Here is a 14,886-nt window from a genome sequence, read left to right as displayed (position 1 = left end):
AATAAACGTCACTTTTAACCCTTTCCACCCGGTTATCCCGGCAAACGGCTTTTTGGCCGACCCGGACCCAGAAGAATGGCGAGTTTACTGCCTCCTTTCGTGGTTTCCATCCAGATTTTACAGACGCTGGTGAGCGGCACGGAGAGCAACATGCCCACCGGTCCCAGCAGCCATCCCCAGATCAGTAACGATAAAAACACCACCATCGTCGACATGCCCAGACGGTGACCCATCATGCGCGGTTCGAGAATATTGCCCAGCACCATATGCACGACGAGGAACAGCGCTCCTACCAGCATGCACTCATAAAAACCGTTAAACAGGAACGCCTGGATCATCGGCGGAACGGCAGAAAGCACCGCGCCGATATTGGGCACGTAGTTCAGTAAAAACGCCAGCACGCCCCACATCAGCGCGAACTGCACGTCCAGCAGCACCAGCCCCAGCCAGACGATCACGCCGGTCCACAGGCTTAACAGCGTTTTCAGCGCCAGATATTTGGACACGCCCTTCAGCGCGCGATGCAAGCCGGCAATGTGGATCTGCGGATTGTTCAGGGCAAAACGCAGCTTATACGGCACGTGGCGCACTTCGAACAGCATAAACACCACCGTCATCACCAGCAGCAGAATGCTGGCCATTGCCCCGGAAAGCCCGGTCATCAACGTGGTGGCGTAGGTCATCACCTTCTCGGAATCCATCCGGCGCAGCATCCGTTCCGGTGAGATATGCAGATTCACGAACGGCAACATGCGCTGGAGATCGACCAGCTTGCGCGTCAGCTCTTTATTGTACTGCGGCAGCATGGTGGAAAATTCGCTCAGCGAGGCGGCGAGCACGCCGAACAGCGCCGTCAGGACAACCAGCATCACCATCACCACAATGGTAATCGCGACCGGGCGGCTGATGCCCCGGCGTAAAAACCACGTCACCAGCGGGTTGAGGACGATGGCGAAAAACAGCGCCAGCAGAAGCTGAACAATGATATCCGCCGCCGCATGGATACCCGCAAGGATAACCACCAGGCAGGCGAGTTTTAATAAAATATGAAGTCCGGCTTTGTCGGGCGGGCTGGCAGTCATAAGAATTCCTTTTTCCGGGGGGCTTGCTAATTGTAGTGCGCCGGATTCGCTTCGTCTGGAGCGTTAGTCTTAAAGTCATGGAAAAAAAATGGCCCCCGGCGCAAGCGACGGAGGCCACGTCATCCTGGTGAACGATTACTGGATCACGAGGGTGTTAATGATGTTTTCAGCGGTTGCCTGCGCTTTTTGCTGATTATCTGCAGGCAGAGTGATCTGCATGGTCAGCAGTTTATTATCTACCTTGCCGAGAACCACGGAGGAGTAAGCGGTCTGGCCTTTGGCGGAGATGATGCTGTCCAGCTGTTGCAGCGTGTGGCCTTTCAGCTCGATAGACTTATTGGTCACCACCTGAAGCTGCGGGTCGCGGCTGCGCTGCTGATCTTCCAGACGTTTGGACAGCACACCCAGATCTTCGCTGGTATCGTCACCGACAATCACAATGACTGCTTTTTGCCCGGTGGCATCGGAGTAGACGTGCATGTTGTTCGCCTGGGTGCCCAGCTTACCGCTCTGATCGGTCATGTCCGCGGGCAGAGAGAAACTGAGTTTGCCATCCATCAGGCTCACCGGCTGACCGGTGGCGTTGCTTTCTGCTGACGCGCCCTGAGCAGGCGTTTTGGTGTCGCTGTTATCACAGGCTGCAAGGCCAACAACCAGCAGGCCAATCCCGACATATTTAACCAGATTGCGCATTGACTTCTTCCTTTCGATAAACGGCCATAGCGGCTCATTCGTTCATCTTATCACAACTGATAAAGCGAACCCTTAACCTGCCTGCAATGCGGAGATTTCAGATTTATCTGCCAGTCTTTTCAGCAGCATATTCAACAGCACGCCGTACATCGGCAGGAAGAAGACCAGGCTGATAAGCACCTTAAAGGCGTAGTCCACCAGAGCGATTTCCATCCAGTGTTCTGCCATGAAGGCGTCCGGGCTGCGCCAGAAGGCAATGAAGAAGAAGGCCAGCGTATCGCTCACGTTACCGAACAGCGTGGAAGCCGTTGGTGCCATCCACCAGCGATGGTTCTGACGCAGGCGGTTAAACACGTGGACATCGAGGATCTGCCCCAGGGCATAGGCCATAAAGCTGGCGGTGGCAATACGCGCGACGAACAGGTTGAAATGCGTCAGGGCTTCGAAGCCCTGCCAGCTTCCCATGTAAAACAGCGAGGAGATGGCGTAGGAGACAAACAGTGCCGGGATCATCACCGCAAAAATAATCCGCCGCGCCAGCGGTGCGCCAAAAATACGCACGGTTAAATCCGTCGCAAGGAAAATAAACGGGAAACTGAACGCGCCCCAGGTGGTATGGAAACCCAAAATGGAGATAGGGAGCTGCACCAGATAGTTACTGGAGATGATCACCAGCAGATGAAATAGCGAAAGCCAGAACAACGCCTTGACGCGCTGCGATTGTGTAAAGGAGTTCATATTGTACCTTTTTGATTAATATTTGGGGTGAGGGAACCCAATAAAGCCGCCGCATGATACTGCTTTGACGACACTTTGCAATGGCTAATTTTCACGCAATCGTTAACCTGGTTTGCATTGGCGATAGCGGGGCGTAAACTACAGCCGTTTTTACCTGAACGAGAAGAACATGACCGACCTGTTTTCCAGCCCAGACCACACGCTTGATGCTCAGGGCCTCCGTTGCCCGGAGCCGGTAATGATGGTGCGTAAGACCGTCCGTAACATGCAGAGCGGCGAAACGCTGCTGATCGTCGCCGATGACCCGGCCACTACCCGCGATATTCCCGGTTTTTGTACCTTTATGGAACATGAACTGGTAGCGCAGCAAACCGAGACCTTGCCGTACCGGTATGTGATTCGTAAGGGGTAAGTGCGGCCTGATGCCCGGCGGCGCTTCGCTTGCACGGGCCTACGGGTGTAGTAGGTCGGGTAAGGCGCAGCCGCCACCCGACAAGCACCCATCACAATTTCGAACCATCGTTTCAAAATTTCGCGCTTTTTGTGAGGCGCTTCACCCTCCTTTTTCCAGCCGTAGTCTAATTTTTAAACGTCAAAAACTAAAACATCGTTTTAACGCTTATTTCACTACCCTGGAGTTGACTCAATGAAAACGACCCTCAAGCCGTTACTGGCTGCTCTGTGCCTGTCTGCTTTTACCTGCACCGTTTCTGCCCAGACCATCAAAGCCGCCGATGTGCATCCTGAAGGCTACCCGAACGTGGTGGCGGTTCAGCAGATGGGTGAAAAACTCAAACAACAAACCGATGGCAAGCTGGAGATTAAAGTCTTCCCCGGCGGCGTGCTGGGGGATGAAAAGCAGATGATTGAGCAGGCGCAGATGGGGGCGATAGACATGATCCGCGTCTCTATGGCGCCGGTTGCCGCCATCCTGACGGATATCGAAGTGTTTACGCTGCCCTACGTATTCCGCGATGAAGACCACATGCACAAGGTGATCGACGGGGATATCGGCAAGCAGATTGGCGACAAGCTGACCGCCAACCCGAAATCGCGCTTGGTCTTCCTCGGCTGGATGGATTCCGGCACCCGCAACCTGATCACCAAAGAGCCAATCGTTAAACCGGAAGACCTGAAAGGGAAGAAGATCCGCGTTCAGGGTAGCCCGGTGGCGCTGGCCACGCTGAAAGCGATGGGGGCGAACTCGGTGGCGATGGGCGTCAGCGAGGTTTACAGCGGCATGCAGACCGGGGTGATCGATGGCGCGGAGAACAACCCGCCAACCTTTATCGCCCACAACTACATGCCGATCGCCAAAAACTACACGCTGAGCGGCCACTTTATCACTCCGGAAATGCTGCTCTACTCCAAAGTGAAATGGGACAAGCTCAGCGCTGACGAACAGCAAAAGATCCTGACGCTGGCCCGCGAAGCGCAGTTCGAGCAGCGCAAGCTGTGGAATGCGTATAACGACCAGGCGCTGGCAAAAATGAAGGCTGGCGGCGTGAAGTTCCACGATATCGATAAAACGGTGTTCATCAAAGCCACTGAGCCGGTGCGCGCGCAGTATGGCGACAAGCATCAGGATCTGATGAAAGCCATCGCTGACGTTCAGTAATCCGGAGTACGTATGTCCGAACTCTACCTGAAGTGGATGGATCGTCTGTACCTGCTCGCAATGGTGGTGGCGGGTCTCTCGCTACTGGTGATGACGATTGTGATCCCCATTGGCATCTTCTCTCGCTATGTGCTCAATCGCGGCGAATCCTGGCCGGAGCCGATCGCCATTATCTGCATGGTGACGTTTACCTTTATCGGCGCGGCGGTGAGCTATCGCGCCGGGTCGCATATCGCGGTCAACATGCTCACCGACCGCCTGCCCGCGTCGCTGCAAAGAGTATGCGCGCGAGTGGTGGATCTGCTGATGCTGCTGATTTCTGGCCTGATGTGCTGGTACAGCTACTGGCTGTGCGTCGAGCTGTGGGAGCAGCCGGTGGCGGAGTTTCCGCTCCTGACCTCCGGCGAAAGCTATCTGCCTCTGCCTGTCGGGTCGGCCATTTTGATCCTGTTTGTGCTTGAACGCCTGCTGTTTGGCTCGCAGGAAAACCGTCCGGTCGTGCTGATCGGCAATCACAGTTAAGGGGTGAACAATGGATGCTTTTGTTTTGTTATTCACCCTCGCCATTTTGCTGGCGCTGGGGATGCCGGTGGCCTTCGCCGTCGGCTTAAGCGCCGTGGCGGGCGCGCTGTGGATTGACCTGCCGCTGGAGGCGCTGATGATCCAGATCACCAGCGGGGTCAATAAATTTACCCTGCTGGCGATCCCGTTCTTCATTCTTGCCGGGGCGATCATGGCGGAAGGGGGCATTGCCCGACGGCTGGTGAATTTCGCCTACGTGTTCGTCGGCTTTATCCGCGGTGGGCTGTCGCTGGTGAACATTGTCGCCTCGACGTTCTTCGGCGCGATTTCCGGCTCGTCGGTGGCGGATACGGCGTCTATCGGCAGCGTGATGATCCCGGAGATGGAGAAGAAGGGTTATCCGCGCGAATACGCGGCGGCGGTGACGGCCAGCGGGTCGGTGCAGGCGATTCTGATCCCGCCCAGCCACAACTCGGTGATTTACTCCCTGGCGGCCGGGGGAACGGTCTCCATCGCCACGCTGTTTATCGCGGGCGTGCTGCCGGGCCTGCTGCTGGGCGTGAGCCTGATGGTGCTCTGCCTGTGCTTCGCCCGCAAGCGCGGCTACCCGAAGGGGGACAAAATCCCGTTCAGGCAGGCGCTGAAAATTATGCTCGATGCCCTGTGGGGGCTGATGACGGTGGTGATTATCCTCGGCGGGATCTTGTCCGGGATTTTTACCGCCACCGAATCTGCCGCCGTGGCCTGCCTGTGGGCGTTCTTCGTCACCATGTTTATCTACCGCGACTACAAGTGGAGCGAACTGCCGAAGCTGATGTGCCGCACGGTGAAAACCGTCACCATCGTGATGATTTTAATCGGCTTTGCCGCGGCGTTTGGGGCGGTGATGACCTACATGCAGCTGCCGATGCGCATCACCGAATTCTTCACATCGCTCTCCGATAACAAGTACGTGATCCTCATGTACCTCAACATCATGCTGCTGCTGATTGGCACGCTGATGGACATGGCGCCGATCATCCTGATCCTGACGCCGGTGCTGCTGCCGGTGACCAATGCACTGGGTATCGACCCGGTGCATTTTGGGATGATCATGATGGTTAACCTGGGGATTGGGCTGATAACGCCGCCGGTCGGGTCGGTGCTGTTCGTGGCGAGTGCGGTGAGTAAGCAGAAGATCGAACACGTGGTGCGGGCGATGCTGCCATTTTACGGTATGTTGCTGGTCGTGCTGGGGATGGTGACGTACATTCCGGCGATTTCATTGTGGTTGCCGGGGCTGTTAGGGATGCAGTGACACGTGCGGCCTGATGCCCTCACCCCGGCCCTCTCCCGCGGGGAGAGGGGGCAAACACGAGAAACGGCAACCCGGTTGCCGTTTCACTTTTACCTTTGACGCAACAACCGCAACGCGTTCGCCGTAACCAGCACCGTCGCCCCCGTATCCGCCAGTACCGCCAGCCACAGTCCGGTCATGCCGAGCAGCGTGGTGACCAGGAAAATCCCCTTCAGACCCAGCGCAATGGCGATGTTCTGCCGAATATTGGCGCGCGTTGCCCGCGCAAGTTCTATCATCTGCGCCAGCCCGGTCAGGCGGTTGTGCGTCAGCGCCGCGTCGGCGGTCTCCAGTGCCACGTCGGTGCCGCTGCCCATCGCAATGCCGATGCTGGAAGCTTTCATTGCCGGGGCATCGTTTATTCCGTCCCCGACCATCGCCAGCGGGGCGTTGCTGTTCAGCTCGGTTACCGCGCTGACTTTATCCGCAGGCAACAATCCGGCCTTAAACTCCAGCCCCAGCGCGCCTGCAATCGCCGCCGCCGCGCGCGGATTATCGCCGGTCAGGATCACGCCCTGTACTCCCAGCCTGTGTAGCGCGTCGACGGCGTCTTTCGCATCGTCACGCAGGGTGTCGCGCAGCGCCAGCATGCCCATCGGCACACCGTCCTGCATCACGGTAATGACCGTCTGCCCGGACTGCTCCAGCGCCTCAACCTGTGGAGTAGAGCGCGCGTCCGCCGCGGCGATCAGCACTTTTTTGCCTTCGACCACAGCTTCAATCCCTGACCCGACCAGCGCTCGCTGGGCCGTTGCCGGAGGGATGTTCAGCCCGCGGCGCTGTGCTTCACGCACAATCGCCTGCGCCAGAGGGTGGGTGGAACCCTGCTCCACGGCAGCGGCCAGCGTCAGCAGGGCGTCTTCACTGATGTCCTGCGGATACACGCCGGTCACCTGCGGCCTGCCGACGGTCAGCGTGCCGGTTTTATCGAAGGCGATGTGCTGAATCTGGCTCAGCTGTTCCAGCGCCGCGCCGCCCTTAATCAGCGCCCCGCGACGTGCCGCCGCCGCCAGCCCGGAGGTAATCGCCGCCGGGGTGGAGATCACCAGCGCACAAGGGCAGCCGATCAGCAGCAGCGTCAGCCCTTTGTAAATCCAGCCCTCCCACGGCGCGCCGAAGAACAGCGGCGGGACGACGGTGACCAGCAGCGCCACCAGCATGATGGCGGGGGTGTAAATCCGGCTGAAGCGATCGATAAAGCGTTCTACCGGCGCGCGGCGCTCCTCGGCCTCTTCAATCAGCCTGAGGATGCGGTCGATGGCGCTGTCGCCCGGTTCGGAAAGGACCGTCAACTGCACCAGTCGGTCGATGCTGGTGGCGCCCGCAGGCACCTTTTCACCCGCCGCGCGCGCAACCGGGATGGATTCCCCGGTCAGGGCACTTTCGTCAAAACTTGCGGTGGCGGTAACGAGGGCCCCATCGGCTGGCAGACGTCCGCCTGCGGGCACTTCAATCACGTCACCCGGTCGCAGGGTGTTGATGGCGACCGTTTCACGCTGACCATCAATAACCCGCGTGGCGGTTTCCGGCTTTAGCGCCATCAGCGCGCTCACCCCTTTACGCGCCCGGCTCGCCGCCCAGCCCTCAAGGCGTTCGCCAATTAAGAACAGCAGCAGCACCATCGCCGCTTCCGCCGTCGCGCCAATAAACAGCGCCCCGATAGCCGCCACGCTCATCAGCGTTTCGATGGCAAACCAGCTGCCGCTTCTCATCAGACGCAGCGCCTGACGGGCAATCGGGAACAGGCCAACCAGCGTGGTGGCGATAAACGCCAGGTTGCCGAACGGGTGGTTGATCTGCTCCAGCCCCCAGCTCAGGGCCATCATCATGATGAGGGTGATAAGGGGCAGGTTTTCTTTTAGCGGGGACGTTTTTTCTGCGGGCGCCGTTTCGCTGCGCAGGGTATAACCCGCTTTGCTGACGGCGGCTTCAACCTGTCTGCTGACGTCGTTTTCGGCGCTGACCAGCAGCTTTTCGGTAGCGAACAGCACCTGAACGTGGCTCACGCCCGGCACCTGCTTCACCGCGTTTTCCACTTTGCGGGCGCAGGCCGCGCAGTCCATGCCGTTGACGACCCAGCTGTAGTGATTGCCGCTTTCAGGCAGCGTTTGAGTTTGCGTTTCGCATGCGCCCTCGCAGCAGCAGTCCTCTTTTGGCGGAACCGGGCTGAGCTTAAGTGCCGAGAATTGGGGAACTTTTTTAGGTATTTCTGGAGTCGACATGGCAGTCTCCGGTAATGATAATTTTCTCATTAACCGCAGCATACACTCTGGAGTCGACTCCAGAGTCAAGCGTTATTTAGATATACAGCGAACGCACAATCAGGAAGTGTCCGGCAAAGTAACAGGCGGCAGAAATCGCATTATCCGCACGGAAGCGGCGGCGATAGTGGCTGCCCAACCAGACGATGTTACCCAACAGCAACAGTGCGGCACCGAAGAACGCGGACATCGCAGGCGCTGTCGGACGGAAGAACCACAGCTCGCCCGCCAGCCACACCATCACCAGCGTCATGGCGATAAACGTACACACCGGCAGACGCATCTCTTCCAGACGCGACCAGATCACCGCGATCAGCAGGGCGCCAATCACCAGCAGCACCAGCGGCAGCGGCCAGAAGATGGAGAGCGTCATCTGGCTGGCAAAGTAGATGGTATAGAGCAGATGCGACAGGAAGAATGCCCCCACGGCGTACAGCAGACGCTGGCGCGGCAGCAGGGTTAAGGCATCGCCAATCAGGGACGCACACAGCCCCGCGAGGACAAGATAGCTGATGGCGTTAAACATCGGTGCCTGCCAGGCAAGCAACAGCAGGAGCAATAGCGTGACGGGTTTAAACAACCAGCGCTGCCAGGCTGGGCCACGGTAAGACGCATCGACGTAAAGCCATGCGGAAAAACAGACAGCGATAAATGACCAAAGCATATTAACTCCCTGTAACTGTTGAGGCTGAATGATCAGTTTCTGATCCAGTGTAGTGACGCGAGCGGGCGTTTGGCAATGCCGGGGCAGGCGAGGTATCCTGAATTCCGCATAATCTGATGGGATTTTTCAATGAGCAAGATGCCGCTGTTTTTTATTGTCGTGCTGGCGATTATCGTCATTGCCGCCTCGTTTCGCTTCGTGCAGCAGCGCCGTGAGAAGGCCGACAACGATGCCGCACCGCTGATGCAAAAGCGCGTGGTGGTGACGAACAAGCGCGAGAAACCGCTTAATGACCGCCGATCCCGCCAGCAGCAGGTGACGCCTGCGGGCACAACGATGCGCTATGAAGCGAGCTTTAAGCCGGAAACCGGCGGGCTGGAGATGACCTTCAGACTGGAGGCGCAGCAGTACCACCAGCTGACGGTGGGGGAGAAAGGCACGCTGAGCTACAAAGGGTCGCGGTTTGAAGGGTTTGAACCGGAGCAGTAATTTTCCCCTCACCCCGGCCCACTCCCCGAAGGGGAGAGGGTGTAAGCGTCCCCTCTCCCTGTGGGAGAGGGTTAGGGTGAGGGCATCAGGCCGCACCTTACTTCTTCACCTGCGCCTTAAACTTCTTCATCCACACCAGCAGCTCAAATACGCCGAAAATAAACACCCGTAGCTGCTGCCAGCCGGTCATCGGTGGGCTATCTTTCGGCAGTCCGTTTTTCAGCATCACCATCTGCAAGGCATGCATGAACGCGGTGAAAATCAGCGCCACGTTAATGAAGATATTCAGCGGACGCGGGAACGGGTGTACCAGATTCAAAATCAAAAATGCCCAGACGCCCAGCATCAGCAAGCGCCCTACGTTAATCAGTACTGGCATCGGATCCTCCTTGTGCCTGACGGTGATACAGACGATAAGCCACCTGGCCGGCGACCTTCTCGCGGTGCAGATCCCAGTGAACGGGAACGGGCGGCAGACCATTTTCCACTTCGCTTTCAACGTAAATCAGCGCGTCGTCTGCCAGCCAGCCATTTTTTTCCAGCAACGATAATGTCTCTTCCAGCAGCCCTTTACGGAACGGCGGGTCAACAAACACCACGTTGAACGGCGTTCCCTGTTGCGCGAGGAAGCTCAGCGTGTTGGTATTCACCACTTTGGCGTTGGTTGCTTTCAGCGTAGCCAAATTTTGCTGCAACGTCTGCGCGACGCCGCGCTCCATCTCCAGTAGCGTGGCGCTCGCAGCATAGCGCGACAGCGCTTCCAGCCCTAATGCACCGCTTCCGGCGAAGCAGTCCAGGCAATGGGCGTCTACCATTGACGGGGCGAGCCAGTTAAACAGCGTCTCGCGAACGCGGTCCGTGGTAGGGCGTAAACCGGGGCTGTCCGGCACCGGTAATTTCCGGCCTCGCCACTGACCGCCGATAATGCGAATTTGACCGGCCGGGGCGCGGGTGGGTTTCTTCATCTCAGGAAAGCTCTGTTAACAATGCCCTGCGATTGCGGGCGGTGATGTCAATTAAGTAAAGTGTTAGACTATTTCATCATTTTTTTAGCTTCCCTGTATATAGCGCCGCGAGGAGTGTAGTCGCAGATGGCAAAACAAAAAAAACGTGGCTTCTTTTCCTGGTTGGGTTTCGGTGAAAAAGAGCAAGAAACAGAACAGAAAACCGAAGAACAGCAGGTTGTAGAAGAGCAGTCACAGCCTGAAACGCCTGTCGAAACCGCTGCGGTTGTCGAAGCGGAAGAGCCAGCCCACAGCAAAGAAGAGATTGAATCCTTTGCCGAAGAGGTGGTTGAGGTTACCGAACAGGTTCAGGAGAGCGAAAAACCAGAGCCGGTTATCGTTGAAACCCTTACCGAAGCGCCGCAGGCCGCTATCGAACACGAAGCGCTGCCGCTGCCGGAAGAGGTGAAAGCTGAAGAAGTTTCTGCCGAAGAGTGGCAGGCCGAAGCGGAAACCGTTGAAATTGTTGAGGCGGTGGAAGAAGAAGCGGCCCTTGAGCCAGAGCTGACCGACGAAGAGCTGGAGGCCCAGGCGCTGGCGGCGGAAGCGGCTGAAGAAGCGGTCATCGTCGTGCCGGTGGAAGAGCAGGCCGAAGAAGAGATCGTTCAGGAGCAGGAAAAACCGACCAAAGAAGGTTTCTTCGCGCGCCTGAAGCGCAGCCTGCTCAAAACCAAAGAAAACTTAGGTTCCGGATTTATCAGTCTGTTCCGCGGCAAGAAGATCGACGACGATCTGTTTGAGGAGCTGGAAGAGCAACTGCTGATTGCGGACGTGGGCGTGGAAACCACCCGGAAAATCATCGCCAACCTGACCGAAGGGGCGAACCGCAAACAGCTGCGTGACGCCGAGGCGCTGTACGGCCTGCTGAAAGACGAGATGGGTGAAATTCTCGCAAAAGTTGACGAACCGCTTAATATTGAAGGCAAAATGCCCTTTGTTATTCTGATGGTTGGCGTCAACGGCGTGGGTAAAACCACCACCATCGGCAAGCTGGCGCGCCAGTTTGAGCAGCAGGGCAAATCGGTGATGCTGGCGGCGGGCGATACCTTCCGTGCGGCAGCGGTGGAACAGCTCCAGGTGTGGGGCCAGCGCAACAATATTCCGGTCATTGCCCAGCACACCGGCGCGGATTCCGCGTCCGTGATTTTCGATGCCATCCAGGCGGCGAAGTCGCGTAACGTGGACGTGCTGATTGCAGATACCGCAGGGCGTTTGCAGAACAAATCGCACCTGATGGAAGAGCTGAAGAAAATCGTTCGCGTCATGAAGAAGCTGGACGAAGATGCACCGCATGAAATTATGCTGACTATCGACGCCAGCACCGGACAGAACGCCATCAGCCAGGCGAAGCTGTTCAATGAAGCGGTAGGACTGACCGGGATCACGCTGACCAAGCTGGACGGCACCGCGAAAGGCGGGGTGATCTTCTCCGTGGCCGACCAGTTCGGCATTCCTATCCGTTATATCGGTGTGGGCGAGCGTATTGAGGATTTACGTCCGTTTAAAGCGGACGACTTTATTGAGGCACTATTTGCCCGAGAGGACTAACAATGATTCGCTTTGAACACGTCAGCAAGGCCTATCTCGGCGGGAGACAAGCGCTGCAGGGGGTAACATTCCACCTCCAGCCAGGCGAGATGGCATTCCTGACCGGCCATTCCGGCGCGGGGAAAAGTACCCTGCTCAAGCTGATCTGTGGGATCGAGCGGCCAAGTGCCGGGAAAATCTGGTTCAGCGGCCATGAAATTAGCCGTCTTAAGAACCGTGAAGTGCCGTTCCTGCGTCGTCAGATTGGCATGATTTTCCAGGATCACCACCTGCTGATGGATCGCACGGTTTTCGATAACGTCGCGATCCCGCTGATTATTGCCGGCGCCAGTTACGATGATATCCGCCGTCGCGTTTCGGCGGCGCTGGATAAGGTCGGGCTGCTGGACAAAGCGAAGAACTTCCCGATCCAGCTCTCCGGCGGTGAGCAGCAGCGCGTGGGCATCGCCCGTGCGGTGGTGAACAAGCCTGCCGTCTTGCTGGCGGATGAACCGACCGGTAACCTGGACGATGCCCTCTCTGAAGGGATCCTGCGTCTGTTTGAGGAATTTAACCGCGTGGGGGTCACGGTACTGATGGCGACGCACGACATGGGGCTTATCTCACGCCGTTCGTACCGCATGCTGACCCTGAGCGACGGGCATTTGCACGGAGGCCACGGTGAATAAGCGTGATGCAATGAACCAGATACGGCAGTTCAGCAACCGGTTTGACCGTTTCCGCAAGCCTCAGGGCGGCGGGGACGGCAATCGCCATGCGCCTAAGCGTGCCAAAGCGACACCGAAACCGAACTCCCGTAAAACCAACGTCTTCAACGAACAGGTGCGCTACGCCTTCCAGGGCGCGTTGCAGGATCTAAAAAGCAAACCGCTGGCGACGTTCCTGACGGTGATGGTGATTGCCATCTCCCTGACGCTGCCGAGCGTCTGCTACATGGTTTACAAAAACGTAAACCAGGCGGCGTCCCAGTACTATCCGTCGCCGCAGATTACCGTTTATCTGGATAAAGCCCTCGACGATAACGCGGCGGCTCAGGTAGTGGGGCAGATTCAGGCCGAGCAGGGCGTGGAGAAGGTGAACTATCTTTCCCGCGATGAAGCGCTGGGCGAATTCCGCAACTGGTCCGGGTTCGGCGGCGCGCTGGATATGCTGGAAGAGAACCCGCTGCCCGCCGTGGCGGTGGTGATCCCGAAGCTCGATTTCCAGGGCACCGATTCGCTCAACACCCTGCGCGACCGCATTACCCGCATCAATGGGATTGATGAAGTGCGCATGGACGACAGCTGGTTTGCCCGTCTTGCCGCCCTGACCGGGCTGGTGGGGCGCGTATCGGCGATGATCGGCGTGCTGATGGTGGCGGCGGTGTTCCTCGTCATCGGTAACAGCGTGCGCCTGAGCATCTTCGCCCGTCGCGATACCATCAACGTGCAGAAACTGATTGGCGCAACGGATGGTTTCATCCTCCGCCCGTTCCTCTACGGCGGCGCGTTATTAGGTTTTTCTGGTGCATTTCTTTCATTGATTTTGTCAGAAATTTTGGTGATGCGGCTGTCGTCTGCCGTCACTGAGGTGGCGCAGGTTTTCGGAACGAAGTTTGATATCAGTGGCTTAGGGTTCGATGAGTGCCTGCTGTTGCTGCTGGTCTGCTCCATGATCGGCTGGGTGGCGGCATGGCTGGCAACGGTTCAACATTTACGCCACTTTACTCCCGACTAATAAAAGCGTGATATAATCTTTCCCTGCACCGAGATGTTCGCTTGCAGGGAAAGCGTCCCTGTTGTCTCTTCCCCTGTAATCATCTTCATGTCACATTTTGTGCGTAATTTATTCACTGTTGCACCTGGAACTTGTGGATAAAATCACTGTCTGATAAAAGAGTGAATGCTAATCTCGTTGCTCAAACGCTTTGGCATGGTTGTTGCCTGACGGGGACAACCTGGACCAGAAGAAACATTGAGAGGAATGAATGACCAAAGAAATGCAAACTTTAGCTTTAGCCCCTGTTGGTAACCTGGAATCTTACATCCGGGCTGCGAACACCTGGCCGATGTTAACGGCTGAGGAAGAAAAGGAGCTTGCTGAAAAGCTGCATTACCAGGGCGATCTGGAAGCAGCTAAAACGCTGATCCTGTCTCACCTGCGCTTTGTTGTTCACGTTGCTCGTAATTATGCGGGCTACGGCCTGCCGCAGGCGGACCTGATTCAGGAAGGTAACATTGGCCTGATGAAGGCGGTACGTCGCTTCAACCCGGAAGTGGGTGTGCGACTCGTCTCCTTCGCCGTGCACTGGATCAAAGCGGAAATTCACGAATACGTCCTGCGTAACTGGCGTATTGTGAAAGTCGCCACGACGAAAGCGCAGCGCAAACTGTTCTTCAACCTGCGTAAAACCAAGCAGCGTCTGGGCTGGTTCAATCAGGATGAAGTGGAAATGGTGGCGCGCGAACTGGGCGTTTCCAGCAAAGACGTCCGCGAGATGGAATCCCGTATGGCCGCGCAGGACATGACGTTTGATATGTCTGCCGACGACGATGCCTCCGACAGCCAGCCGATGGCCCCGGTCCTGTATCTGCAGGATAAAACCTCTAACTTTGCTGACGGCATTGAAGAGGATAACTGGGAAGACCAGGCGGCAAACAAGCTGACCTTCGCGATGGAAGGCCTCGACGAGCGTAGCCAGGATATCATCCGTGCCCGCTGGCTGGACGAAGATAACAAGTCCACGTTGCAGGAACTGGCCGACCGCTACGGCGTCTCCGCTGAACGTGTGCGTCAGCTTGAGAAGAACGCCATGAAAAAACTTCGCGCCGCTATCGAAGCGTAATTTCCTCGAAGTACACCGAGAACCCCTGGATGAGAGTCTGGGGGTTTTGTTTTTTTAGCGCCCGCTCTGGCGAATTTCTCCCCCCTGGCAAACACTTACTGATGCGC

16 protein-coding genes are annotated in these 14,886 nt (G+C 57.2%); 9 read left to right on the top strand and 7 right to left on the bottom strand.

Going from position 1 to position 14,886, the window contains the following annotated elements:
- Positions 1-32: 32 nt before the first annotated feature.
- The 3 genes from INF86_RS00560 to INF86_RS00550 all read right to left on the bottom strand — a co-directional run bounded on the left by INF86_RS00560 (position 33) and on the right by INF86_RS00550 (position 2,513).
- The gene (locus INF86_RS00560) at positions 33-1,082 is read right to left on the bottom strand and encodes an AI-2E family transporter (protein WP_003861270.1); all 1,050 of its coding nucleotides are present in this window, start codon (positions 1,080-1,082) and stop codon (positions 33-35) included.
- Between the two features lie 135 nt (positions 1,083-1,217).
- Complete coding sequence (locus INF86_RS00555; RefSeq protein ID WP_022649677.1) at positions 1,218-1,775, bottom strand: DcrB family lipoprotein; 558 nt, start codon at positions 1,773-1,775, stop codon at positions 1,218-1,220.
- A gap of 72 nt (positions 1,776-1,847) precedes the next feature.
- A complete protein-coding gene (locus INF86_RS00550; protein ID WP_193543130.1) occupies positions 1,848-2,513 on the bottom strand; it encodes a 7-cyano-7-deazaguanine/7-aminomethyl-7-deazaguanine transporter in 666 nt (221 codons plus the stop codon).
- Between the two features lie 169 nt (positions 2,514-2,682).
- Between INF86_RS00550 and tusA the strand changes: the two genes are divergently transcribed.
- The 4 genes from tusA to INF86_RS00530 all read left to right on the top strand — a co-directional run bounded on the left by tusA (position 2,683) and on the right by INF86_RS00530 (position 5,950).
- Positions 2,683-2,925: a sulfurtransferase TusA gene (gene tusA, locus INF86_RS00545; protein ID WP_023307136.1), complete on the top strand. Its 243-nt coding sequence runs from the start codon at positions 2,683-2,685 to the stop codon at positions 2,923-2,925.
- 234 nt (positions 2,926-3,159) lie between these two features.
- Positions 3,160-4,131, top strand: a complete 972-nt coding sequence (locus tag INF86_RS00540; RefSeq protein ID WP_193543129.1) for a TRAP transporter substrate-binding protein — start codon at positions 3,160-3,162, stop codon at positions 4,129-4,131.
- Positions 4,132-4,143: 12 nt separating this feature from the next.
- Positions 4,144-4,653, top strand: a complete 510-nt coding sequence (locus tag INF86_RS00535; protein WP_003861278.1) for a TRAP transporter small permease — start codon at positions 4,144-4,146, stop codon at positions 4,651-4,653.
- Positions 4,654-4,663: 10 nt separating this feature from the next.
- The gene (locus INF86_RS00530) at positions 4,664-5,950 is read left to right on the top strand and encodes a TRAP transporter large permease (protein ID WP_022649674.1); all 1,287 of its coding nucleotides are present in this window, start codon (positions 4,664-4,666) and stop codon (positions 5,948-5,950) included.
- Between the two features lie 89 nt (positions 5,951-6,039).
- Here the strand turns inward: INF86_RS00530 and zntA are convergent, their stop codons facing one another.
- A complete protein-coding gene (zntA, locus tag INF86_RS00525; protein WP_193543128.1) occupies positions 6,040-8,211 on the bottom strand; it encodes a Zn(II)/Cd(II)/Pb(II) translocating P-type ATPase ZntA in 2,172 nt (723 codons plus the stop codon).
- 76 nt (positions 8,212-8,287) lie between these two features.
- Positions 8,288-8,914: a lysoplasmalogenase gene (locus INF86_RS00520; RefSeq protein ID WP_022649672.1), complete on the bottom strand. Its 627-nt coding sequence runs from the start codon at positions 8,912-8,914 to the stop codon at positions 8,288-8,290.
- A gap of 129 nt (positions 8,915-9,043) precedes the next feature.
- Here INF86_RS00520 and INF86_RS00515 point away from each other — a divergent pair, with 129 nt between their 5' ends.
- Complete coding sequence (locus INF86_RS00515) at positions 9,044-9,403, top strand: DUF2500 domain-containing protein (protein ID WP_022649671.1); 360 nt, start codon at positions 9,044-9,046, stop codon at positions 9,401-9,403.
- A 97-nt stretch (positions 9,404-9,500) separates the two neighbouring features.
- Here INF86_RS00515 and INF86_RS00510 read toward each other — a convergent pair whose 3' ends face one another.
- Positions 9,501-9,782: a DUF1145 family protein gene (locus INF86_RS00510; RefSeq protein ID WP_022649670.1), complete on the bottom strand. Its 282-nt coding sequence runs from the start codon at positions 9,780-9,782 to the stop codon at positions 9,501-9,503.
- Positions 9,766-10,368 carry a 16S rRNA (guanine(966)-N(2))-methyltransferase gene (rsmD, locus tag INF86_RS00505; RefSeq protein WP_022649669.1) on the bottom strand — a complete coding sequence of 201 codons (603 nt, stop codon included), beginning with the start codon at positions 10,366-10,368 and terminating at the stop codon, positions 9,766-9,768. Before rsmD ends, INF86_RS00510 begins: the two co-directional genes overlap by 17 nt.
- A gap of 126 nt (positions 10,369-10,494) precedes the next feature.
- On the opposite strand from rsmD, the gene ftsY reads away from it, so the two are divergent.
- The 4 genes from ftsY (at position 10,495) to rpoH (ending at position 14,779) form a co-directional block, all read left to right on the top strand.
- Complete coding sequence (ftsY, locus tag INF86_RS00500) at positions 10,495-11,955, top strand: signal recognition particle-docking protein FtsY (RefSeq protein WP_023298805.1); 1,461 nt, start codon at positions 10,495-10,497, stop codon at positions 11,953-11,955.
- Positions 11,956-11,957: 2 nt separating this feature from the next.
- Complete coding sequence (ftsE, locus tag INF86_RS00495; RefSeq protein WP_006812284.1) at positions 11,958-12,623, top strand: cell division ATP-binding protein FtsE; 666 nt, start codon at positions 11,958-11,960, stop codon at positions 12,621-12,623.
- Positions 12,616-13,671: a permease-like cell division protein FtsX gene (gene ftsX / locus INF86_RS00490; protein WP_022649667.1), complete on the top strand. Its 1,056-nt coding sequence runs from the start codon at positions 12,616-12,618 to the stop codon at positions 13,669-13,671. The genes ftsE and ftsX overlap by 8 nt, the downstream gene beginning before the upstream one ends.
- A 250-nt stretch (positions 13,672-13,921) precedes the next feature.
- The gene (gene rpoH, locus INF86_RS00485) at positions 13,922-14,779 is read left to right on the top strand and encodes an RNA polymerase sigma factor RpoH (RefSeq protein ID WP_000159624.1); all 858 of its coding nucleotides are present in this window, start codon (positions 13,922-13,924) and stop codon (positions 14,777-14,779) included.
- Positions 14,780-14,886: the final 107 nt, after the last annotated feature.

The sequence above is a fragment of the Enterobacter cloacae complex sp. I1M genome (genome assembly GCF_014982425.1).
Lineage (GTDB): Bacteria > Pseudomonadota > Gammaproteobacteria > Enterobacterales > Enterobacteriaceae > Enterobacter > Enterobacter intestinihominis.
This window is presented reverse-complemented; position numbering and strand designations above follow the sequence as displayed.